This window comes from Pseudomonas sp. 3HC3, assembly GCF_044904505.1.
Classification (GTDB): domain Bacteria; phylum Pseudomonadota; class Gammaproteobacteria; order Pseudomonadales; family Pseudomonadaceae; genus Aquipseudomonas; species Aquipseudomonas putida_Y.
On the sequence record NZ_JADDRH010000005.1, the window covers coordinates 80,777 to 104,618 of the forward strand.

At 56.0% G+C, this 23,842-nt stretch carries 17 protein-coding genes and 2 pseudogenes; 7 read left to right on the forward strand and 12 right to left on the reverse strand.

Annotated elements, in window-relative coordinates:
* Nucleotides 1-306 precede the first annotated feature (306 nt).
* The 5 genes and pseudogenes from INQ47_RS10685 to INQ47_RS10705 all read left to right on the forward strand — a co-directional run.
* Nucleotides 307-549 (forward strand): hypothetical protein, encoded by a 243-nt coding sequence (locus INQ47_RS10685; RefSeq protein WP_404701645.1) that lies wholly within the window; start codon nucleotides 307-309, stop codon nucleotides 547-549.
* Between the two features lie 71 nt (nucleotides 550-620).
* On the forward strand, nucleotides 621-884 hold the full coding sequence (locus INQ47_RS10690; RefSeq protein ID WP_003249898.1) for a DUF3077 domain-containing protein: 264 nt from the start codon (nucleotides 621-623) through the stop codon (nucleotides 882-884).
* A 133-nt stretch (nucleotides 885-1,017) separates the two neighbouring features.
* A pseudogene (locus INQ47_RS10695) lies at nucleotides 1,018-1,283 on the forward strand (transposase domain-containing protein); the annotation flags it as partial.
* Nucleotides 1,195-1,686: an IS66 family insertion sequence element accessory protein TnpB gene (tnpB, locus tag INQ47_RS10700; RefSeq protein WP_404701646.1), complete on the forward strand. Its 492-nt coding sequence runs from the start codon at nucleotides 1,195-1,197 to the stop codon at nucleotides 1,684-1,686. The pseudogene INQ47_RS10695 and the gene tnpB, both read left to right, overlap by 89 nt.
* 18 nt (nucleotides 1,687-1,704) lie before the next feature.
* Nucleotides 1,705-2,106, forward strand: a pseudogene (locus INQ47_RS10705) (IS66 family transposase); the annotation flags it as partial.
* Between the two features lie 294 nt (nucleotides 2,107-2,400).
* Here the strand turns inward: INQ47_RS10705 and INQ47_RS10710 are convergent.
* From INQ47_RS10710 to INQ47_RS10755, 10 genes are all read right to left on the reverse strand, one after another.
* Nucleotides 2,401-3,561: a restriction endonuclease subunit S gene (locus INQ47_RS10710; RefSeq protein WP_404701647.1), complete on the reverse strand. Its 1,161-nt coding sequence runs from the start codon at nucleotides 3,559-3,561 to the stop codon at nucleotides 2,401-2,403.
* A gap of 2 nt (nucleotides 3,562-3,563) precedes the next feature.
* Nucleotides 3,564-5,147: an N-6 DNA methylase gene (locus INQ47_RS10715; protein ID WP_404701648.1), complete on the reverse strand. Its 1,584-nt coding sequence runs from the start codon at nucleotides 5,145-5,147 to the stop codon at nucleotides 3,564-3,566.
* Nucleotides 5,147-6,997, reverse strand: a complete 1,851-nt coding sequence (gene rmuC, locus INQ47_RS10720) for a DNA recombination protein RmuC (protein WP_404701649.1) — start codon at nucleotides 6,995-6,997, stop codon at nucleotides 5,147-5,149. Before rmuC ends, INQ47_RS10715 begins: the two co-directional genes overlap by 1 nt.
* 8 nt (nucleotides 6,998-7,005) lie before the next feature.
* A complete protein-coding gene (locus INQ47_RS10725) occupies nucleotides 7,006-10,386 on the reverse strand; it encodes a DEAD/DEAH box helicase family protein (RefSeq protein WP_404701650.1) in 3,381 nt (1,126 codons plus the stop codon).
* Between the two features lie 51 nt (nucleotides 10,387-10,437).
* Nucleotides 10,438-12,021, reverse strand: a complete 1,584-nt coding sequence (locus INQ47_RS10730) for a sigma-54 interaction domain-containing protein (RefSeq protein WP_404701651.1) — start codon at nucleotides 12,019-12,021, stop codon at nucleotides 10,438-10,440.
* A 254-nt stretch (nucleotides 12,022-12,275) separates the two neighbouring features.
* The gene (locus INQ47_RS10735) at nucleotides 12,276-13,403 is read right to left on the reverse strand and encodes a hypothetical protein (RefSeq protein WP_401098273.1); all 1,128 of its coding nucleotides are present in this window, start codon (nucleotides 13,401-13,403) and stop codon (nucleotides 12,276-12,278) included.
* Between the two features lie 160 nt (nucleotides 13,404-13,563).
* The gene (locus INQ47_RS10740; protein ID WP_401098270.1) at nucleotides 13,564-14,643 is read right to left on the reverse strand and encodes a patatin-like phospholipase family protein; all 1,080 of its coding nucleotides are present in this window, start codon (nucleotides 14,641-14,643) and stop codon (nucleotides 13,564-13,566) included.
* On the reverse strand, nucleotides 14,640-15,548 hold the full coding sequence (locus tag INQ47_RS10745) for a diguanylate cyclase regulator RdcB family protein (protein ID WP_401098267.1): 909 nt from the start codon (nucleotides 15,546-15,548) through the stop codon (nucleotides 14,640-14,642). Before INQ47_RS10745 ends, INQ47_RS10740 begins: the two co-directional genes overlap by 4 nt.
* Nucleotides 15,545-17,965: a dynamin family protein gene (locus INQ47_RS10750; RefSeq protein ID WP_401098265.1), complete on the reverse strand. Its 2,421-nt coding sequence runs from the start codon at nucleotides 17,963-17,965 to the stop codon at nucleotides 15,545-15,547. Before INQ47_RS10750 ends, INQ47_RS10745 begins: the two co-directional genes overlap by 4 nt.
* Before the next feature lie 240 nt (nucleotides 17,966-18,205).
* Nucleotides 18,206-18,463 carry a hypothetical protein gene (locus INQ47_RS10755; RefSeq protein WP_404701652.1) on the reverse strand — a complete coding sequence of 86 codons (258 nt, stop codon included), beginning with the start codon at nucleotides 18,461-18,463 and terminating at the stop codon, nucleotides 18,206-18,208.
* A gap of 119 nt (nucleotides 18,464-18,582) precedes the next feature.
* Between INQ47_RS10755 and INQ47_RS10760 the strand changes: the two genes are divergently transcribed.
* A complete protein-coding gene (locus tag INQ47_RS10760) occupies nucleotides 18,583-19,458 on the forward strand; it encodes a WYL domain-containing protein (RefSeq protein WP_014859377.1) in 876 nt (291 codons plus the stop codon).
* 99 nt (nucleotides 19,459-19,557) lie between these two features.
* On the opposite strand, the gene INQ47_RS10765 is transcribed toward INQ47_RS10760, so the two are convergent.
* Both INQ47_RS10765 and INQ47_RS10770 read right to left on the reverse strand, forming a co-directional pair.
* A complete protein-coding gene (locus INQ47_RS10765; protein ID WP_404701653.1) occupies nucleotides 19,558-20,295 on the reverse strand; it encodes a hypothetical protein in 738 nt (245 codons plus the stop codon).
* Between the two features lie 161 nt (nucleotides 20,296-20,456).
* Nucleotides 20,457-22,850: a TonB-dependent siderophore receptor gene (locus INQ47_RS10770; RefSeq protein WP_404701654.1), complete on the reverse strand. Its 2,394-nt coding sequence runs from the start codon at nucleotides 22,848-22,850 to the stop codon at nucleotides 20,457-20,459.
* A 170-nt stretch (nucleotides 22,851-23,020) separates the two neighbouring features.
* Between INQ47_RS10770 and INQ47_RS10775 the strand changes: the two genes are divergently transcribed.
* Nucleotides 23,021-23,791 (forward strand): NERD domain-containing protein, encoded by a 771-nt coding sequence (locus INQ47_RS10775; protein WP_404701655.1) that lies wholly within the window; start codon nucleotides 23,021-23,023, stop codon nucleotides 23,789-23,791.
* The last annotated feature ends 51 nt before the right edge of the window (nucleotides 23,792-23,842 follow it).

Sequence of the window (23,842 nt, forward strand, 5' to 3'; positions counted from 1 at the left end):
TGTGGGTCGAAAAAATCGGATTTAACCCCTTTCTTGTAGGGCGTTTCCCAAAGATACTGCCTGCGCCTGTTTTCCGTTGCGGTCATTTTTTCAGGGTTTTAGTCTCGGTGGGTCGTTGCTCATCAACGGCATGACTTTGACAGGTCGCGACGGTAAACAACAAAACGGCTCGTCGTTATGGCGGCTGTACGTGCGGGCACGCTTGCGTGCGCCGGAACTTGTTGTTTCCGCCGGTCTGTCAACCCGCGTACAGCTGCCACCCTCTGTTTGACAGCAGACGGTGACGGCCCTGAAATGGAAGCAATCATGTTGAAGATAGTCCCCGACCCACCCCACCACTTCCACTCCCTGGAAGACACGATCATGATGGCCTCGGACTACGCGCTCTGTGCAGAAGCCGTAGCCCAGCAGGCAATACTGATGCAGCCCAAGTCACCCGCATCGGTGTTGATCATGGCCTCGATGCACGAGCTTGAAACCCTGCGGCGGCTACTCGAATCCGCGCTGACGCAAATACAGCAAACAGCCAACCCGCAACCGATGCATTGATTCGCATACCGAGCGAAAGCCTGTGCCAGCCCGGCTTACCGGCGCATCAGCAGAACCAGGGAGATTGAACAATGACAACCGAAGACACCCAATGCACAGTGGGTAAAACCATCTTCTTTCAAGGCGAAAACCAGACCCACCCACTGTTCCGCATCGAAGCAGGCATTCCTTGTCAAAACGCCCGCGAACAGGCCTCGGAACTGATGGGCTACGCGCGGGACCTGACCATAGACGGGCTGATGGAAGACAAGCCCAAATTGATCTGGGCGGCGCATTACCTCTGTGCTTTGGGCAAAGCGCTACTGGATGATGCAGAACTCGGCATGATGCGTTGAGCCATACACCGCGATGCTTAAAGGGGTCAGCTGATTGGCCCCTGTTAATCCAATCGATCATAAGCGCTCCCACATTCAAAGCGCCTACTTGATCTCTGATGCTGTGCTCCCGATTTTTTCTGGAGCTCGCTCACATGATGCGACCGAACGTGCCATCCGGCCGTTTGTCATTGGCAGAAAGAACTGGCTCTTCAGTGACACGCCCAAGGCGCCACAGCCAGCGCATAACTTTACAGTCTGGTCGAAACCGCCAAAGCCAATGGTTAAGAGCCCTATGCGTGGCTGCGCCACGCATAGGAATGCCTGCCGCATGCATCCTCAGTGGAAGACTACGAAGCGCTGCTACGGTGGAATTGCAGTAAGGGATCCATCATCCCCACATTCCAACCGTCCACCTGATTCCCGATGCTGTGCTCCCGATTTCTTTCTGGAGCCAGCCCGCCATGATGCGCCCCGGCAGCAAAGTCGAAAAGTCTACCTCTACCCCAAGCCCGTGGACTTTCGAAAGTCCATCGACGGCCTCACAGCCCTGGTCGAACTGGACATCAAGGTCGCCGTGTTCGACCCGGTACTTTTCGTCTTCCTCAATAAAGCCCGTAACCGCATCAAGGTGTTGTATTGGGAGCGCAACGGCTTCTGCCTTTGGCTCAAGCGCCTCGAAGCCGAGCGTTTCAAAACTTCACCCGACGCGACCGACGAAGCTATCGTACTGACCGTCCAGGAACTGAATTGGCTACTCGACGGTTTCGATCTCTGGCGCAACCGTCCGCATCAGGTTTTGACTCCTCGTTTCGTCGCCTGACCGGGTATAATCCGGGCCATGATTTCAGTGCCCGATAACCTTCCTGACGACCCTGCCGCGCTCAAACTACTGCTTGCGCAGTTGTTGGCCGAGCGCACGGTCGACAAAGGTCAGATCGTCGACCTTAAAGAACAGGTCAAGCTGCTGCGTGACCGATTATTCAATCGCAAGTCCGAGCAAACCGTCGAGTCCAACACGCCCCAACTGGCGTTGTTCAATGAACCCGAAAGTCAGTGGGTACCTACCGCTGATGATGCCGACGAAGAAGTTGTTGCGCCAAGCAAGCAGCGCGGCAAACGCAAGCCACTGTCGGCTGACCTGCCACGCATTGAAGTCATTCATGACTTGCCCGAGCACGAACTGACTTGCGCCTGTGGTTGCCGCAAACACGTGGTTGGCGAGCAAACCAGCGAACAACTCGGGGATGGGTTTACCACAATACAACCCATACCCCGAACTCAGCGTGGGAAGAGATTAGCCTTTAAGTTCAACCAGCACGTCTGTTGCCCATTTCTGCTCAGAGTTCTGTACTAGTGCGGTCTCAACCACCCTCGCCATGTGCATTAGCTGATCCTGCGAAGCCTGATCAAAGCAAACCACATGTCACTGTGCGAGCCGAAGCGCACCTGCCAATAGGCAACCCCTTGATCAAACCTGACCTTCAGCGCTCTGCCGTCTTCAAACTCAAGCTCCAAAGCACGATGACTTCCTTCACTACTGCAGGCCGGAGAAGGCTTTTTGGCTGACAGACTCGAACAGGGATGCATCTAACGCCCCCGCACCCAATGCTCGCACTCTAAGGACCGCCTTTTTTATGGATTCGAATTTTCTCTGAAGCTCAAGAGGTGGAACTCTAATTTTAAACTTTTTACATTCAGGAACCGATAAATGAGTAACTGTGGACCCCGAATGCATTTTATTGATCTGAGTCCTCACCCCACTACCCATCAATTCAAACAGTAGATAATCACTCGAAATCAACATATAAATCGGACGAAAAAGCATTGTTCTCTGTCCAAGAAAAATCTTATCCTCCGTACGTATCACGGCCGCCTCACCTGCAGGGGCCTCCCGAGTAAAGACTATATCGCCGACTTCAGGAGTTAATCGCCTAACCCAATTCTTATACGTCTCCTCGTCCACATACCGCACATTATTAGTATCGAGCGTGTAATTTCGAACGTTAGTTGTCCGAATCATCTTGTATGGCGTCAAATAAGCAACAGTAGGCGCAGTTCTATTTACACAATCGACGATCTCTGAACATAGGTCATCAATAGAGCGAACCTCCCAACCCATGGGATTAGTCACCGGGTCGCCGAACATGTCCAGAAATACGGCGCGAAGGAAGTCGTCGGCGAGCTGGATCGCTTGCTGGCGTTTACGGCGGATGGCGTCGGCCTTGTCGAGTATAGCGGCGATTCTTTTTTGTTCGGGCAGGGGTGGGAGAGGGATTTCAAGTGACCGAACATACCCCGCTGAAAGATTTTTTTGCGCAACACCTTGCGCATCCCGATCGAACTTCGGCTGTTGCGATCGCAACCAAAACTTTAAGTAATTCAAGTCAAGTCGAGAAGCGTCTGGTTTAATCCCGAGGATCGCTTGATTCGTAGAAATTGAACCCCTTACAATCGCTGACTTACCTACAGAACCATACATTGCAAAAAGCAATGTGCCATCATCAAAAATGCGACCTCGAATAGCTTCCAGCCCCTCCTCTGAAATATACTCATCAGTATCCGAGATATATCCGTTTCCAGATCCTTCTAGATCGCTTATTTTGGCCCATGGAATACTCCCACCCCAATACGACTCAGTGCCTCGATTAGGAGTTCCACCACTTTGAATTGAACAAACATTGTCCAAAGTAGCCATAATCACAGCATCACCTCCAGCTCATCCAGATCCGCCAGAATCTCCTGCTCCAAACTTTTAAGCCGTTGCAGAATCACCTTCGGCTCTTCGTACTGCTCTTGCTCGTAATCCACTTCCTTATAGCGATTGATGGAGAGGTCGTACTTATTGGTGGTGATAACCTCGGCGGGCACGACAAAGGCCTTTTTGCGCCTGTCGCCGAACAGCGTGTTGATGGTGCTGGCGCTGATATTGCCTTCGACCATCTGCCGGTATTTGTGCCACTGGGCGATGGCATCAGGCAGGTCATTGCTGCCCTCGCCTTTCAGCTCGGTGCGCTTGTCGTCCAGCGAATAGCCGTCGGCCTGCAGGTCGTAGAACCACACGCGTTCGGTGGTACCACCCTTGGTAAAGATTAGGATAGCGGTGCTGACCCCGGCATAAGGTTTGAATACGCCGCTAGGCAGACTGACGATGCTTTCCAGCTGGTTGTTATCCAGCAACTCCTGGCGCAGTTGCTGGTGGGCCTTGGATGAGCCGAACAGCACGCCGTCCGGCACGATCACCGCGGCGCGGCCACCCAGCTTGAGCGAGCGCAGGATATGGGCGACGAAAAGTAGCTCGGTCTTTTTGGTTTTCACCAGGCCGAGCACATCCGGGTTGGTGTTAGTTTCGTCCAGACTGCCTTTGAACGGTGGGTTGGCCAGCACCACATCGAAGAAGTTCTGTTCCTGACGCGGGTAGTGCTCTTTGATGGACTTGCTCAGGGAGTCCTGATAGCGGATGTTCGCACCGTTCACGCCGTGCAGCATCATGTTCATGCTGGAGACGCGCAGCATGGTGGTGTCGAAGTCGAAGCCCCAGAACATCTGGCTGTTGAGGTGCTGGCGGTAGGGTTCGAGCAGGTCGCCAGAGTAATGCAGGTTGCCGTCATCATCGGTGAAGGTGCCTTCCGGGCTGGAATACACGCGGTTGAGGTATTCCATGGTGCGAGCGAGGAAGCCGGCAGTACCGCAGGCCGGGTCGCAGATCACCTCGGTCGGCTTCGGGGCGATCAGCTCGATCATCGCGTCGATGATATGGCGTGGCGTGCGGAACTGACCGTTGATACCGGCGGTGGTGAGCTTGCTGAGCAGATATTCGTAGATGTCGCCCTTTACGTCACTCTGGGTCAGCGGCAGCTCGTTGACCATCTCTAGGGCTGAGGTGAGCACGGACTCGTTCTTGATCTCCAGATCGGCGTCCTGCATATATTCGCTGATATGGCCAAGGCCTTCGCGCTCACCGCCCTCACCTTCGGCGCTGCCGAGTTGGGCGAAAAACGGATAGACCTTTTTCTTGAGGTGACTGTGCAGTTCCTTCCCGCCCATGTTGCGAAAATTTTTCCAGCGCAGCAGTTGGCCTTCCGGTGTATTGGGAAACAGACGGTCGAAGGCCTTGCCGGTGCGGTTAGCCTTGCGCTCAGCCACGTCTTCTTGCATGTCGAGCATCCGAGCGAACATCAGGTAGCTGATCTGTTCGATCACGGTCAGCGGGTTGGTGATACCGCCAGTCCAGAATTTTTCCCAGAGCTTGTCGATATCGTTGCGTATCTTGCCGGTGAGCATCAGGCGTTCTCGTAGTCGGTTTCAGTGTCGGATTCAGCGAGCAGGTCTTGATCTTCGGTGCTGTCAGTAAGCGCCTCAATGTTCTGCTCGGCAGGGATAAAGTCGATTTCCAGCGCAGCTTTGTCGGCGAAATAGGCAGGTAACTGGGCTTTGATGGCAGGCGCCAGATTCTTGAATTCGCCCACCTGTTTGACCAGGTTGCCTTTGCCGCTGACCAGCTGGCCTTCGGCCTTAACATATGCTTCGGTGGCGGTTTCCAAGCCCTTTTTTATTTTCTCAAAGCTGGCCAAGAAGGTGTTGAGCTTTTTGAACACGCCCTCTGCCCGACTGGCCAGCGCGGCGGTGTGTTTGTTCTGATCCTCATAGCGCCAGAGCTGGCGCACGATATTAAGGCTGGTGAGCAGCGTGGTAGGTGTGGCCACCAGCACGTTATTCTCGATGGCCTGCTGGAACAGGGTTTCGTCTGCCTTGAGCGCTTCGACGAAGGCCGACTCAATAGGGATAAACATGAATACCATGTCCGGAGAATTAAGGCCCGGCAGTTTGTAATAGTCGCGGTCAGCCAGTTCCTTGATGCGGCTGGCCACGGCCTGCACATGCTCTTTCAGGGCCTGCTTACGCTCTAAATCGTCTTCTGCGTTCACATAGCGGGTATAGGCGTTAAGCGAAACCTTGGCGTCGATGATCAGGTGCCTGGCCTGAGGCAGGTACACCACGGCATCGGGGCGCTGACGCCCTTCTTCGGTGGAGATACTGACTTCGCGCAGATAGTCCTTGCCCAGTTGCAGGCCAGAGCGGTCGAGTACGTTCTCCAGCACCAGCTCGCCCCAGTTGCCCTGCAGCTTCTTTTGGCCACGCAGCGCGGTGGACAGCTCATGGGCTTCGGTGGTGATCTGCTGGTTTAGCGTTTTCAGTTGCTCCAGCTCTTTGCGCAGCTCACCCTGCTGGGTGGTTTCGCGGTGGTGGATCTCGTGCACTTCACGCTTGAAGTTGTCGATAGACTGCTGGAACGGCGTCATCACGGCACTCAGGCTGAGCTTGCTGCTTTCCTGCAGGGCCTGGGTTTTCGCTTCGAGAATTTCGTTGGACAGCAGCTTGAATTGCTCGGTTAAGCTGGCTTTCTGCCGTTCGAAGTTGGCGAGCTCACGGGCATGGCTGGCCTCGCGCTCATCCAGTTCGGCCCTTAGCTTGGTTTCCTGGCGCTTGGTCTCTGCCTGGTCGCCCTGCAAGGTTTCAATCTTTTCGCCTGCGGTCTTCATCTGCTCCTTCAGCTCTGCCAGCTGTGTCCGAGCATCCGAGTTAGCAGCCTCAAAGCCTTTGGCTTTTTTGCCCTCCTCAGCCCATGCTGACTTGAGACCACTGACCGATTCACGCTCTTGCTGAAGCCAGGTATTCGCCTGCTCCAGACGATTCTGGTAGTCCTCAACTTTCGCGTTAAGGCTCCGAATTTCAGTCAACGCCGTTTCATGCTGAATGACCGCTTCATGATGTTGTTTGGCAGACTGCTCCAGCTTGGTCTCCAGGGTTGTATGACGATCCCTAGCTTCCTGCTGTTCCTGAGTCAGCCGGGTCACGCTGTCGAACGCGCCCTGCAGCTGGGTTTTCAGGGTACTCTCGGCGACCTGGAGCTCATGCCCTCGTGCTTCCGCGGCTTTGAGCTGCTCACTCAAAGCGGCGCTGCCGGCCACTGCTGTCGTTTTAGCCAGTTGGGCCTGCACAAGCTCGGCCGCCAACTGACTGAGTTGTCGGCCCTGACGCAATGCTGCCGCGAAATAACCCAGCAACGCGCAAGCCAGTGCGAGTACAACTGTGATGACGATTATATCGGTGGTCCATTGACTGGCTTGCATGTGCACTCCTAGTGACTGGTAGACGGGTTATCCCCGCGCAAGAAGGGCTTGAGCACGGCCACCAGCACGCCCACATCGGCGGGGGCAAACACACCGTCGATACCTTCGTGGGAAATGCTAGAAAACGGTGCGTCGTAGAGCTTTTCGATGACGATGCTGCCGTGCTGGGCAATGTAGCTTTTTAGCAGGTTCATGAAGCGCACCTGCTGGGCCGTGAGGCTGGGATGGGTATGCAGGAACTGGGCAAAATGCTGCTCAATGGCCTGTACATCCAGGCCAATCAGCTCGCGCACAGTCAACTGCAGCTCGCTGGCGGTGCGGCCATAGAACTCGTTCAGCACTTGCAGACTGATGCCAGGATGAGTAGTGAGGATGGTCGAGGTGAGCGAGTTCAGCTCCTGCTCAGCAATAGGCTCGCCCTTGTGGATTTTCTGCAGCGTCGGGTTGGCAGCCAGCATGCCGTCGAGGATGTCCTTGAGGCGGTGCCGGTAGATCATGGCCTCGTTGGCCCCTGGGATCTTGATCTGACGTTCAGCCACCTGCACGCCGCCATCGGCGGTGCGGGTGCCCGGCGTGCTGTAGAGCACTCCCTCACCGGACTTGCGATATTTCATGATGCCACGCAGCTCCTGCCGAGCTCGTTCCAGCTTGCCCACATTGGCGTTGAGCCAGAAGTCCGCGCTACGCACCTCCGCAATCAAGGCATCCTTCTGGCGCACGGCCTGAATATTGATGGCGAGCTTGTCGATCTCTTCCAACAAGGTGATCTTGCCATCCTCGAAACAACTGGCGTTTTCCACCAGGCAGCGCTCGATGGCGGCGATAAGTTTGTCGAGCGCAGTGGCATGTTTGTCGCGCAGCACACGAGCCGACATCAGCGGGGCAATGGTATTTTGCAGCAAATGCTGGGTCTTGGCGTCGAACTTTTGCAGCTGGTCGCCCTGCTGCAATTGGTGCACAGCCCGCAGCTCGCGCTTGACAGCAACACTGCTCTCCGGCAGGTCATTGATGTCGGCACGCAGCAGTTCAATGGCGGTATCAAAGGCGGCGGCATGGTTCTGTTTGAGAGCCGCCTGCGCCAGCTCCAGACGCGCTTCGAAGGTGGTTTGCAGGAGCGACTTGCCGCTCTTGTCATCTGGTTCTTCGTACTCCTGCTCGAAGAAGTCGAAGTTGCCGTAGTGATCGAAGATGAGGAACTCACTTTTGTGCTTGCCCTGACCAAACAGATTGGGGCGCAGGCGTGTGCCGCGACCGATCATCTGCCAGAACTTCACCCAGGACTTCACCGGCTTAGCGAATACCAGGTTAACCACTTCGGGCACATCGATGCCGGTGTCGAGCATGTCTACCGAGATGGCGATGCGGAAGTCGTTCTCTGGTTTTTTGAATTCTTTGATCAGCGTACCCACGTGCGGGATTTGGTTGTGGATGACCTTGCAGACCTTGCTGCCATACTGCGGGTAGAGCTTGCAGAAGAGTTTTTCCAAGTGCTCAGCATGGTCCTGACGCTGGGCAAAGACAATGGTCTTGCCAACCAGTGACCCGGTCTCATCCTTGATGCCGTTGTCGATCAGGTTTTCCAGAATGAGGCGGTCGGTGTCTTCGCTGAATATCTTGCGACCGATATCCTTGCCGGCGATGGTGGTGCGCTTGGCCTCCTCCTCGCCGAGGTCCTCTTCAAGCTGACGCTGCTGTCCTTCGTTCAGGTCGTTGTAGTGAATGCCGTCGCGTAGGAAATCGGTGGTAAGGTCCTTAACGCGGAACGGCACCAGGTACGGCGGATCATTGTTGATGGCTGCATCGAGACCGAACTCGAAGGTCGGGTCGGTCGTCTCGCAGTCGAACATGTCGAAGGTATTGCGGCTGATGAACTTCACCGGAGTGGCGGTGAGACCTACCTGCAGGGCATCAAAATAGTCGAACAGGTCGCGGTACTTGTTGTAGATGCTACGGTGGCTTTCGTCGGCAATGATCAGGTCGAAGAAGCCCACATCAAGCTGGGCGAAGCGACTCATCATGCCCGGGTAGGTGGCGATGTAGACACGTGCGATCTGATCGACCTTGTTGGTTTCACCGATCACGCAACGCGGCTCGCTGGGTAGGTTCTGCTTGAAAGCATCATCAGCCTGGACGCGCAGTTCCTTGCGGTCACACAAGAACAGCACGCGCTTGGCCCAACCGGTGCGCAGTAACAACTCGGCCAAGGCGATGGACACGCGAGTCTTACCAGTGCCGGTGGCCTGAATGATCAGCGCACGACGACGCTGCTGCTGGAAGTTAGCGGCAACCGTCTTGATCGCTTCGATCTGATAAGGGCGGTCAGCGATATTCAGATCCGGGTTATGACGCTCCAGCTCCGCTTTGCGGTATTGGCGCTGATAGATCAGGTATTCGAGGCTGTCTTTGCTGTAGAGGCCGTACACCGGACGGTAGGTGTTGTATTGCGCGTCGTCCCAGATGAAGGTCTCGTAGCCGTTGCTGTAGAAAACCACCGGGCGCTGCATGCCCATGCGCTCGAAGCCATCGGCATACATCCGGGCCTGTTCGCGTCCGGCCTGCAGACTGACATTGCCGGATTTCTTGGCCTCGATCACAGCCAGCGGTTGGCCGTTGTCACCCCATAGCACGTAGTCAGCACGGCCCTTGCCAGAGACGTTATCGGGAAAGTCGACGTCCACTTCCTGGCCGACCTGCGAGGGATTGCTGATATCCCAGCCCGCCTGAACCAGCATGGCATCAATCAGCAGAGCGCGGGTCTTGGCTTCGTTCCACTGCAGGCTGTCGGCAACTTTCTGACTCTGCTGCTGACGGTTCTGCTGATCCGGCTTAGCAGGCGGCTCCAGCTTATCAAGATTGCGGGTGCGCTCCTGCTCCAGCTTATCCATGACTCGCTGTAGCTCTTCCTGCTGCTGAGTGAGCTCCCTCTCGTAGCTGGAGACGGTCTTCTGCAGGCTGGCAAGAGTCGCAGTCGGGTCCTGCACCTCGGCAAAGGGAGAGATATCAGCCTGTGCGGTGCCGTAGTACCTGATGGCCATGTACATGGCCAGTTGATGAGCGGTTTTCAGTGCCAACTGCGCATTGCGCAGATCACCTTCCGCACCATGAGCGGTGTCATTGCCCTGGATACGCAGGAAGTTGATTTGGTGAACCAGAGGCTTGCTGACGCAATCGGTGAACACCGAGCTTTTAACCAGTTCGTAAAAGGTCGACTGCGGCATACGCGGCAGCAATTCTTCCTTGTAGATACCTTTCGTCAGCTCCTCGGCAAAACTGCGCAAGCGCGTCAGGGCGCTGCCCGGATCAATATGAATCACGGCCTCGGCCAGGCCAGCTAGGTTTGCCAGCAACTCGTTGCCGGGACGAAGGAACTCGAAGTTGACTGATTTCATATAGGCGATTCTGTCCATAACCATCCTCCAAGCGAGGATCGTGCCAAGTTTCTATTCGACGTCGTACTTGCTCATCCAGTTTGTCAGCGTTTGCTGGCTTTTCAGCCCAAGCAGGCCGGCTGCCCGGGTCTTATTGTGTCCGGTCACTTTCAGGGCCTGACGCAGATAGCGCCTTGCGGTATCTGCAATTATCCCTTGTAAATCAATAGGTTGATAAAAGCTCTCAAGCTGTTCAGCATGCCCTTCTTGAGGCATCTGGAACAGCGCCTGCTCTATGTCTCCAGCCTCAATCAAATCGCCTCGGCACCACAGCGCTGCACGTAACAGGGCCGATTGCAACTCACGAACATTTCCGCGCCAAGGATGGCGAAGAATAAGATTCTTTGCCTCTGCGGAAATTTTCTTATCGCCTAGAGTGTCATCTTGCTTGGCGGTCTCCCCGAGCAAGGCGTCAGCCAGGAGCAACAGATCACCCTCTCGCTCGCGTAATGGCGGCAAGTGCAAAACGCCAACGGCGACTCGATAAAACAGATCCTCACGGAAACGCCGCTCCGCCACCGACTGCATGAGATTGCGGTGGGTAGCCGTAATCAGGCGTACATTGACCCGCACCTCCTGACTACTGCCCACTGGCGTAATCACTCCATCCTGCAACACCCTCAGCAAACGCACCTGGGCGTCCGCCGTCAGTTCGCCAAACTCATCAAGGAACAGAGTTCCGCCATCCGCCTGCTGGAACACCCCAGCACGATTCTCCACCGCGCCGGTGAAAGCGCCTTTACGATGGCCAAACAAGGTAGAGTCGATTAGCTCTGGTGGGATAGCCCCGCAGTTGAGAGCAATGAAAGGCGCTGACGATCGCGGACCGGCGTTATGGATGGCTCTGGCAAACAACTCTTTACCGGTGCCTGTCTCTCCATAGAGCAATACCGGCACCTGCTTCTGAGCCAGCACCTGTGCCTGGGATTTGAGCAGCAGCATGCGCTCGCTTTGCGTGATGATGCTGGCGAAAGCGGCATCAACCGGCGCCCGACTGTCGGCGAGGCGCAACAGCTTGTCGGCACTGATGGAGTTGGCGGCTGGCACATACTCGGCCGCAATCTCAAATGGCACATCAACCTGCTGCACCCCCTGCTCCAACGAAGACTGATAGAAAGTCGCCGGGTAGCGGGTCTTGCCCAGGAGAATCCACACAGCCTGCATGGCCGGAGTGCCGGGGCTAAGCAGAATGGAAAGCTGGTTGGTATGAAGGTGCAAGCGAGTCAGGTGAGCACTTGCAGCCTGGTAGATATCCCCGAAATGTACAGGGCTCGTCAGTGACTCATAACTGACGGTGACCGGCGTACTGACCTGCTCACGGAGCCAGGCGATATAAGGCTCGACCAGCTCAGCCGGATAAGACGAAAGCAGTTCTGCACGATCGAACGTTTGCGCTTTTAGCGTTGCCAGTACAGGCCCTGCTTCACTGCCTGACAACGCCTTCAGATCGTTCCCTCCGACCCAGCAGAGCAACACCTTCTGCTTTGTAGACACGCCTTCCAATCCCCTAGGTCCTCTCGCGTCCAGATGCGCGGCTTGCTGGCATTGTGCCTTGTGGCAAAGATGCCGGAAAGTAAATCGTCGGGTTAGTTTCAATCACGCTACCGCCCTGGCTACGAAAGGTATGAAGATCATCCTGAGAACCACTTAATGAACCGACTAGGCATAACCCGGAATATGTGCTGCAGCGCTATCAGATCGCCCCTAAGAGGCTCGATCGAAGCCTGAGACGCGGCAGGTTGTGATGGGACCTGAATGGGGCGCGGTAGGGACGGTAGTTACCTGCCGTCCCCGGCACTGATCCGTATGTGCGGAACTGACGGCAACCTGCAGGACGCTGAATGGCCGGTCTACGCGTGCATAACACGCAACAAGTATTCAACAATTTTCCCGCTCGATACGTTGCTATCATCTTTCGAATCGTGCACTGCTCGGTTTTCTTGATCTGAAAAATATATCTCCTTCAGCCCCGGTAAATTCTGACGGCGTAAACGCGCAGGCATACAAGGCGCAGTAAATGCCAGTAGCAAGCAAAGGATCACTTTCTCGCGCAAGGCTCCACGTGGGCGATGGTCTCCAGACCTAGCCATGGCCTCGAACAATTTATGCATGAAGCACGACAGATGAAAAATGTCGTCTTCCCCCACTAAAGCCTGCGGATGAACGCCTATATTCACGTAGCAGGTGTAACGTATCTGGCTGTCGACTGGCGGCAGCACGGGCCGAGGCCATATCAGTTCGCTCGCGGCCTGGAGCACATCGGGCTGTACGCCAGGCACAGTAAAGTTGAATCCTTCGCGCTCGCGGGCTTCCTCCCCTGAAGGCTGGCTGCGATGCAATACGATAGTGGGGGCTTTTTCTTTGCGCGGCGAATCATCTCGTAGCTCCACATCAACGTAAAAGCCGCGCAACTCCAAATCAACCAGGGCGTTGAGAATGATTTCAACCAGCTGCTGTCGGAAGTCCCTGTTCAGCTTGCCCTGGTGGTCGAAAATTGCGCCTTGTATTTCTTTGACGTCCCAAAGAATACGATGCAAGTCTGGTGTCACAAGGCTGTACCAATCGCGCAACCGTCCGGCATCCTCGGATACATTTTCGCAAAGCGCGGCACGTTGTCGAAGCGCAGCCAATTCAGCTTGCAGCCTTGCAATTTCGGCCTGGGCAGCCTTTAGTGAGTTCTGTGCCTGCTTGTCACGTGCTTTCACGGCTTTGGCGAGGCCATCACCGTCAGTAAGGTTCGAAAACCGGGTTTGCCCAGCAACGTCCCCATGGAAACGGGCTACAGGCACGCGCTCAATCGGCCCAAGCAACTGATCATGCCAAGCAGCAAAAGTGAGATCTTGTGCAGCGCCTGCGGGAACGCTGCCTTTAATCGCACGGTCGAGAACGCTTTCTTCGACCCCAGAAAAATCAGCCAGAACACCATATTTGATCAGCACATTCAGTTGCGCTTCTCTAACCTTCTTCTCCAACCCCACGCTCGCGCTCCTTTGCGTCAGCCCTACTTGCTAGCAGATTGTGCAAAGCATGCCCGCAGCACCGGCAAAGTGCTAGCATTCGAACGTCGGGAGGAAGAGTCGATAGACGGATAGCCTTGAATAGCGAGAGGCTCGGAATACCACCCGTCCCCCGCGACGCTCACCTCAATCGTGCCATAGCGTCTGCAAGCACCTGATCAGCGTTAGTGGACTCACGTTCAATGCTAACCAGCGCCGCTTCCGAAGTGCGTAACTCATTGCGCGCGCTCTGTGCATTCAGAACGCGACCAACACACTGAAGCGTGTCCTGATAGCCCTGCTCGATCCACGATGGAATTTTCTCGCCATCAAAACCGAGCAAGTCGCGAGCCCCCGCCAAAGGCCCATTCGCACGGGCCAAACTCGTGCTCGGGCGAATCTCCAAAATGGTAGCGTCTGGGAATCGCTGCCTGCTCCAAACTGATCCATCACTTAGGTGCGTGACGATAACCAGGTTGCAACCCGCCTCTAACAAGGGCGTAATCGGCGTATTGCCTTGCATGGTTTGCCAGCCACCCTGACCGCCATCTGACCAGCTTCGCCCATCATGGCGACGTGATTTGAAAAGCAACGGAAGCGCCGCAGAGGCCAGCAAGATACGTTTCTGTTCCTCCTCATCTTCAATCGACTGGACATGGAAAAACTTTGAATGTGGCGTGTCACCGAAGCCAAGTTCAGCACAAAGAGCACGCGCTATATCCTCGAACCCTCCCAAGCTTTCGTAGAGAGAAACGTAAAGTGGCAGGCCTCGCTGCAGATCGTTGCTGACCAAAAACTCATCCATCAGTTGCTGCAACGGTTTGTCGTCTAGAAAACCGTCCTCCCAGCCATTCAGCCACTCGGGGAACTCGACATCAAAGCGCTGGGCTAGCTTCTTGGCGCCATGAGCTGCAGCAAGAATGGCAGGCGCGCCGTTCATACGTAAACCTGCAGCTACCAGCAACGACACATAGCCAGGCATTTTCAAACTCAAAGGGGAGCTTTTACTCAAACGCCCCCACAATTCATCCAGACGCTCTATGGCAACATCCAGCGAAGGCGCTGACGCAAGAATGCCCCCATTGAGTGCTCCGATACTTGCACCTGAAACAGCATCAATGCGAGTACCCAGCTCGCGCAAGGCTTTCAGCACACCAACTTGGTATGCACCTTTCGCTCCTCCACCCGACAACACCAAGCCCACTTTCAAGGATGCACTCATGCTGAGGTCTCCAAAAACAATTCAGTGACCAACCCCTCAGTCATACGCCGGGCAGAGCCCAGCAGAGGCACTTGGAGCGGTAACTCGTCAGGCACCTGCGAAATTGCATAGGTCATTGGCGAACGATCAGGGCACGACCAATCTCCCAAATAAGCAAGTGTCTCTTCGTTTAAGTTCCATGGTACGTCAGGCGATGGCCTCGCCAGCCAGCGGTTTCGGGTATCGATGCGCTCCGCTTGCCCCACCTGAGCGTCGTGACTCAGCTGTATGATTGCCCGGTTGGCTAGGTCCTCCAGTAGTTGCTGACGCTCAGCACCAGAAATGGTTAAGCAATGATCGCCGAATGCCCCCCAGCGCAACTCTTCCAGCACCGCATAACAGCAGCCAGTCAGACTAAGACCAGCGAACCGACCCGCGCCCCACTTGCCCATAACACTCTCGAGGTGTAACTGGGCACGTTGCGTACAATCGATTCTTGCAACATTTTGCTCTAACGCACTGCACCGATCGCCAAGGTGCTGCGAAAGTCGCTCCAACGCATAGCGAGTATCAGCTGAATAGTTAGCGACCGCAGCTAGATCGTGTTTCAGTCCATTCACCCGCATCTGCACCTGATAAATCGCGCGGTTACTCTTGGCCAACGATTGAGTCAAGTCGCCCAGCCACTCCAGTGCCCCTTCGACACCATCGGTGAGGCTTGCATTGATTTCCGCCTGGTTCTGGGCTGTTTTGCCAGTGAACCCATCGTAAAGGCGGTCGAACATCCCGGTTCGAGCCGACATATGTCTCTGGCGCTCGCGCACCACATCGATACCATTGGCGAAGTCCACCACGAATTTTTCCGGCAGACAGGTAAACAGACGGGTCACTTCGCCAATCAACTCATCGTTTTGCACTTCGCTCATGCTGGCACCCCAGCCGGGCTCACATCTCGCAGCAGTTCCTCGCTGTCGCGCTTGATGGGCACAACCCGGTGTTTGTAACTAGAAAGCAAACCAGCTAGTGCAATTTGCTCGTCCTGGCTGCGCTCCTGATCGCGAATACTCTGCTGCAGGTCGCTTCGAATACTTTCTATGCTGCCTTTTAGCTGATCGAAGAAAGTGTGAAGCCCTTCCTTCAGAGGCTGAGCGATAGTGTCCGCAGCGGAGGCTTCTAGGTCTTTAAACAGAAGCTCGATAGATACGTCGATGGCTTTTCGGACCTTGTTGATATCAACTGCGTAATAACCCTGCTTGACCGTGTACTCTTCCCAGCCCCAGTCAGAGGTCCCGAACCAGCTACAAATGGTGCCCCATGCCCCTTTGCTGCGGCGAGAGCGCGTGACGTTACGGTTCTTACTATCCACCGAATCACGCAGAACCTCGCCAGCGGTGTACTTGAGAGTCAGAGGGGTTGTGTCAGGGATTTTCACATCGATGGAAAAGCCGCTGCGATTGAGCCGCTCATTCAGGCCCGCGATAAGCTTGTTAGCTTCGGCTTCGATATCAACTGCGAAAGTAATGCGGAAATCCTTGAGAATTTCACCCATGCGCTTTACCAGTTCGACTTCACCATCGCTAATGATGCTGTGCACACCATCTTCGATTTTTTTCAGCAGCGCTTCAGCCTCAGACTTCTTATCGAAGTTGATCACAGGGCTTTTTTCGTCGAACTCAAAATCGAAACCGTTGCGCGCGCGACGAGCCCCTTCGCCCCCCAACCAAGTGCTAAACGCTCCCTTGAGGAGCCCTGCCATGGTTGGTGCGTGCTGCTCTTGCATTCGGGCGACGGCTTGTTGCTGCTCTTGCCGCTTTCCCGCTTTGAATCCTTCGCCGACCTCATGCTTGATAGCCTCCGCCAATTCGGTGAAAGTCATGCTCATCTCGCACTTGATTTCCGCCAGCGCGTTCTGCGAAGACTCCTCGCTATCCTGTTCCAGGCGATCAATCATTGCAATGTCATCGCGCAGCGATCCAATCTGCTCCTGAAGTTCTTCGGCACTCTTGGCCAGCGCTGTATCACGCACTTCCAGGAAGCGTGCAAGGCGGGTCGCCGTGTCAACCAGCTTCGACGCAGCAGAGGACAACGCCATGACGGCTGCCTGCCGGTGGGCCTTGAAGATCACTTTCTCAAGTGGCTCGGCGAAATTTGATTTCTTCCAAAGGTGACTGGCACCGCGCTGGACAAGTTCGGTGTCTTGCAAGGTATCTTCCCACTCCATGCCCAGCACCAACTGGCCGAAGTCTTCGACCCAGGAATTTTGGCCTCTCTTGGCCTCAGGTAGCTTGCCGTGGCTGGCAATTTCTTGTTGAGCACGGCTGGCCAGATATCCCCAACGCGAAGAGACTGGATAGACATCTGCTGCATCGAGCCTGCGATTCATCAACGACTCAGCCACGAAGGTACGTGTTTGGTCAGCACTGTCGCCGTTGCGGTCCCTTTGATCGAACTTGTTCACCAAGGCAAACAGTCGCCCTTCGGCAATATCAGCGATCTCATCCAGCTCCTTTCGCACCTGCTCGTCGGCGTCAGACTTAAGTTGCGTGAAGTCCATAACAGCCAAAACAGCCGAAGCCTTCTTCAACTGCTCCTTGAGCATTTTGCGAAGATGCTGCTGGCCCGCCTCATTGGGGCCAGGTGTATCGAGCAATGCCAATTTACCCTGACCAGCCGCCTGGCCGAGATGAGAAAATTCGATGCGGATGACAGGGTAATCGTCGATACTGGAGTAGCTGCCAAAGGGGAAGTCCACCCCTAAAAACGCCGCAAGCCGTACCAAATCGTTCAGGCTTTTGAGAAACCAGAAGATATTCTCCGACCCCTCATAGAGCGCTTTGAAACTTCCCCGCTGATCAATCAGCTTCAGCAGGTCAAGCATGTCATCGGTACGCTCCAGATTCTGCAGCGCCGCGTCCCCTCGGTCAGATGAGATTACTTTGCCGAGCTGCACAATGAGGTCGTTGATCGGTTTGCAGTTTTTCAGCTCCAACACTGGCTCAACTTGGCCAGGGGTGTGTTCGATCAGGGTCGGCAACGCAGTCATTGGCCGGTTGCGGTTTGGCAGCACTTCATGCCCAACGATGGCATTGATTGTGGTCGATTTACCGGCCTTCATGGTGCCGACCACGGCCAAGACCATCTTCAATTCACGGACTTTGGCTAGCTCGCCTTCGAGGTAACCAATCTCTTTGATGACATTCGTTTTGCTGAAGGTCTGATGCTCATCATCCTGATCATCAGACAGCACGCCCCCGCCTTCCTGCAGGTGATGCAGCAGGCCTAGCTCCAAGCTGAGAAGCCTACGAGCCTCATCACGTAGCAGATCTATCGATTGTTCCTGCATCAAAAACTCCTTGCGCGAGGTCCTATTGGCCCCTAGTCATCCGTAAAACGCCTACCGCAGACAAGCGGCCTGTGATCGTCACGCCGATAATATCAAAATGGAGGCAATATACTGTTAACTCAAAATACGATTGCCAGTGGAGCAAACAAAGAACGGCATAACCCTGGCCACGCCAGCCCAGACATGGCGACAGCCCGCTAAGCAAACGCCCTGAACGGTACGCTACTCAACCGCCGCTGATCACTCCTCAACTAGCAGCAACGCCTCCAGCAGCTCCAACTTGCGGCGCAACTGCACCACATGCTCTCGCTCCGCCCGCAACGCTGACCGTAGCTCGCGGTTCTCCATCTCCCAAATTTGCAACCAACGCAAATCCCGCTGGCAGTGCTCCACCTTCTTGCCAAGCTCCCCCAGCTTCAACCCTTGCTGGATCAGCACCAGCAGGATGATCCCCATTGCCACCAAGGCCCCCGTCGCAACCACTTCCGGCATCGTCATGTTCATGTCCTTTGATGCCTCCGATGCATTCCGAAGGCGAACCAAAGGTATGTAATGAAAAACTACACGTCTAGAATGTAGACTTATACAGGTAAAGTAATCGCGCACATGGAGAGGGTATGAAACGTAAGCAATCCATCGAGCAGGTACGCTGGGACCTGGCACTTCGCTATCGCTTGATCGAGACCGTTGCCTGGTGGGAAGGCCGGCTGACCACGGGGCACCTGATGCAGAGCTTTGGCATCAGCCGCCAGCAGGCGTCGAAGGACATCAATACCTACATCACCGAACATGCGCCCGAAAACTTGACGTATGACAAGCAGATCAAGGGCTATGTACCGAGCGAGCAGTTCGAGCCACGGTTCATCGACAACAGCGCCAGCGCCTATCTGCACCTGCTGTACCAGAACAATGAGCGCGCCCCGCACATCGACGGGCTGGCACTGGCCTATGCGCACACCCGGGTGCTGGAAGTACCCGATCGCCCAATTCGGCCAGAGGTGCTGCGCCCTTTGCTCAAAGCCTGCCGTGAAGGCCTGCGCCTGGAAACCGAATACGTGTCCTTCAACACCCCCAACGTCGAGGTACGCCTGATCGCCCCGCACACGCTGGTGTACACCGGCATGCGCTGGCACGTACGGGCTTACTGCGAAAAGAACGGCCAGTACCGCGACTTCGTGCTGAGCCGCTTGCGCGGGCAGCCGGACTTGCTCGACGCATCGCCGAACACGCGCGAGCAGGATGAAGACTGGAATGTGGAAGTGCCCGTCATCTTCGAACCTGATGGGCGGTTGAACGCGGCGCAGAAGGCAATTATCGAAACCGACTTCGGCATGACGGATGGGCAATTGGTGGTACCCAGCCGCAGGGCGTTAGTGAAGTATGTGTTGCAGCGGTATCAGATCGACCACCGCAACATGGCGATACTGCCCGAGGCCCAGCAACTGGTGGTGAGCAATCTCAAGGAATTGAAACAGTGGTTGATGAATGACTAATAGCTGAATGCCGGGACCGGGAATTGCTGCCGCAAGTCTCAGCCCGGCACACGCTCTCAGCTACGACCACCTCTTACAGCGCTGGCTGGTTATCTGGGCTCATTTGCGCAGCAATTCGTGCCTGAAACGTGCTTCCAGCGAGGGAATTTCAAGCAGTACATCATCGTCTTCCCACACATCGTAGGAGCGTTCCATCTCAATGTTTCCGGCCATGAAATCTTCATCGAAAGGGGCATCATCATCGATTTCCTCGTAGAGCGACGAGGTGTAGCCCTTGATCCAGAGCTTGCGCTTTTCTGCACTGATCACATAGCCGGAAGAATACTCACTCCCCGGCAGGCGCTGGGGCTCCGCAGAGCCTTTACGGCCAAGGGCGGTAATGGCAATGACCAGATGCGCCAGTTCATCCATGTCTGGGCAGACGGACTCATGAAACGCTGGCCAAAACTCCACATCGGCGTCAGAAGCGCGCCAACCTTTCGCATCGTTGACCTCGCTAAGGTCTTCGTATGGGTGCGAATGGAACGTGCCGATGAGCTCCAACTGCGGCCAGTACTCTGCGAAGAAGTCGCGCTTCATCGCGATGGATTCGAAATCAGGCTTTACCCATTCCGAGTGCCTGAGTGCCGAAGTTTCGACCGTGGCGAGCACGGCAACCAGGCGGGCAGGAAGGTTGTTGCGCACGGGTAAGGCATACCCCCACAGCAAGCCGAATGTTTCGAGCTTCTTGTTGCTTCGTCCCCGCGCGTGCGCCCTGTGCGACACTTCGTACGCCTCGATCGCCGAAGTAAGCAACTGCGGCAGGACATGATCCTCAATAATTACCTGTGTGCGCATTTATTCCTTCCTGGGAGTTGTTGATGGCTTGCGCCGCGTTATCAATGCCCAGGACACGCCAGGCAGATAATGGCAAATAGCCTTTATCCTACCTCATTTAGCTGATCAGAATACGGTGGAGGCTGGCCGAATGCCCAGCGTCCACCCGGTACACATTTCCCCTACCAGCTATAACTCACCTTCGCCGTCACCTCCCGCCCCGGGTTGTAGTAATTCGCCGTCCCCGACCCCACCACATGCTGCTCGTCAAACAGGTTGCTCACATTCAGCGCCAGGTCGGTCCCTTTGGCGATCTTGTAGTTCAGCGCCGCATCAAACAACGTGGTCCCATCGCTCTTCTTGGTATTGGCAGCATCCATGTAGTACGCCCCCACATACCGCGCGCCCAGGCCGACGCTCACGTCAGTGCCCGGTATGTCGTAATAGCTCCACAGCGATGCAGTGTGTTTGGGCGCCGTGGTGAACTCGTTGCCCTTCAAGGAAGAGCCGTCATACAGCGACCCGCGCAGCACCTCGGACTCCATGTAGGAGTAAGCACCAATCACGCTGATGTCCTGCGTGACTTGTGCCTTGGCTTCCAGATCAAGGCCACGCACGCGTGACTCGCCCACCGTCTGCTGCTCGATGATGCCGCTTGGCAACACCACGGCAATGGTGACGTTCTCCTGGGTCAGGTTATAAACAGCGGCGGAGAAGAGTGCGTCCATGCCCATGGGCGAGTACTTGATGCCCACTTCGTATTGCTTGCCGGTCTGCGGGGTAACGCCTACTTGCGGGGGCGAGACGGACTCCACCATGCTCACGTAGGTAGACACTTCATCGTTGACGATATAGGTCAGTGCCGCGCGGTAGGAGGTTTCGGAGAAGTTGTCCTTTTCCGTCTGCTCGCCACCGATGTATTCCTTGCTCGACAGGTCCATCGAGTCGTTACGCACGCCTGCGGTCGCGATGACGCGGTCAAAGAACGACAGGTTCTGCTGCAGGAAAACCGCCTTGGTGGTGGCGTCATTCTTTTTGCGGGTATAGGGCGTGATGCCGCCAGGCACGCCGGTGAATACCGGGTTGGCGATGTCGATGGAGGGCGCCAGGCCGTAGACCGAGCTCTGTTTGGTCGTCGAGTCGAGGTACTCGACGCCCACCAGCGTGCTGCTGTCGATGTGCTCGAACTGGGCATCGTACTGCAGCATCAAGTTGCCATTGAGCTGGTCGGCATCGCTGTCGGTGCCGAAGACATAGCGCGGAATGGTGGTGCCAACACGCGAGGCGTTGTCGCTCAGGTAGGCGTAGCCAAAGTCATCGGTCAGCTCGCTGTAGCGCAGGTTGCTGCGCAGGGTGAAGCCGTTGTCGAAGTCGTGGGTAATGTTGCCGCTCAGGCTGGTGCGTTCGACATCGTGGAAGTTGTAGCTGGGCTCGCCGTAGAAATCGCTGCGGTCGTACTCCTTGTCCAGCGGGTAGCCACCGCTGTTCGGCGAGCTGTTGGTCTTCAGGTAATCCAGCACCACCGTGGCCGAGGTGAAATCGGTCGGCGCCCAGGTCAGGCCGCCCATCACGAAGCGGTTGTCATCCTGGGAGTGGTCGTACTCGCGGTCGCTGTTCTGCATCTTGGCCGTGAAGCGGCCGGCCAGGGTTTGTTCGTCGTTCAGTGCATCGCCTACATCGATCCCGGTTTCGGCATGGTCATAGGAGCCGTAGGTCACGTAGCCTTGGCCAAACTTCTCGAAGCGCGGTTGCTTGGTCACGAAGTTGACCGAGCCACCCGGGTCTGCCGGGCCGAACAGGGTGGAGTTGGCACCCCGCAGAATTTCGATACGCTCGTAGGCGTAAGGGTCTTCGCGCACACCGCGCATCGAGCTGAGGGTCAGGCCGTCTCGGTAGGTGGTGGCCTGGAAGCCGCGGATCAGGAAGTAGTCGTTGCGGTCGTCCGAACCGTAGTAGTCGCTGACCACGCCGGGGGTGTACTGCAGCGCCTCTTCGGTGGTGCTGACGCTGCGCTGCTGCATTTCCTTGTTGGTCACCACAGACACGGACGCGGGCGTGTTGAGGATGCTGGTCGCCACCTTGCCCCCTACCCACAGCTCCTTGGCAACCACCGAGTTGGCGTCATCGTCGGCGCTGGCCTTGACCTTGGCATTGATGATGACAGGCGCCAGGCGGTAGTCCTCGGTCGCGCCCAGCTTCAGCGGGCCGGCAGGTTTTGCCTGGGGGATGACCAGGTAGGCGTTCGGGCCCTGCTGCTCTACCTGCAAGTCGGTACCCTGCAACAGCGTCGACAGTGCTGCCGATGGCGCCAGGCTGCCCTGCACGCCTGGGGTCGTGCGATTTGCCACGCTCTGCGCATCGAAGGACAGGCTGATACCTGCCTGACGGGCAAAGCGGTCCAGCGCCGGCGCCAACGGACCGCCAGGGATATTCCACTGCTGCATCTGGGTGTTCTGATCAGCGCCCGAGGTTTGCGCCAGCGACGGCAATGCATAGCTGCTCACTACCAAACCCAGAATTGCTGCGTGCAAGGCACGATTCAATGGATGGCGCTGTGGTACCGGTGTCGAACTCATTCTCTAGCTCCGTGGAGGGTCGGCAACTGGCCTGTATTCCGGCCTTATCCACAGGCCGAACGAGAATGAGAAATCACCTCATTTATTTTTCGCTGCTGCGCAATGCCATCGTGCTATCACGTCAATTTCGGTAAAGTCCGCAGCCCCATGGAACCTTGGAGCAACTAGAAATGGACTTCTTCGCAGTTATCAGCCAGAACGCGGGCACCCTGAGCTGGTTCGTCCCGCTCGTCATACTCCTGATGGTACTCAAGCAGCCCACGACCAAGGGGTATCTTGGCGAGCTGCTGGTGCGCTACTTCGTTTGGCTGAAGCTGGACGAGCAGGTCTATCGCAGCCTGCACAACATCACTCTGGATACCCCGGACGGCACCACTCAGATTGATCATGTGTTCATCTCGGTGTACGGCATTTTCGTGCTGGAAACAAAAAACATGAGCGGCTGGATCTTCGGCAGTGAAAAGCAGGCGCAGTGGACGCAGAAACTCTACAAGCGCACTTTCAAGTTCCAGAACCCATTGCGGCAGAACTACAAGCACCTCAAGGCGCTGGAGACAACGTTGGGCGTTGACGCCAAGCACCTGCATTCGGTCATCACCTTCGTGGGTGACAGCACGTTCAAGACCGCAATGCCGGCCAACGTCACCCAAGGCAGCAAATTCATTCGCTACATGAAGTCGTACGATGAAGCGGTTTTCAGCGAGGCCGAAGTCGATGCCATGTTAGAAGCCCTGCAGGCAGGACGCCGCGCGCCGACTCTTGCCACCCATCGCGAGCATGTGCAAAACCTCAAGCGCCGCAGCAACCCGACAACCGAGCGACAATGCCCGAAATGCGGCAGTGCCCTACTGGTTCGGAGCTACAAGTCGGGCAACAAGGCAGGCCAACAATTCTGGGGCTGCTCGGCATTTCCCAAATGCCGAATCATGCAGAGTCTCTGAGGCTGGCGTTCACGCCGTAGGATCAGCCCCACCCTCCTCCTGACCGAGGCC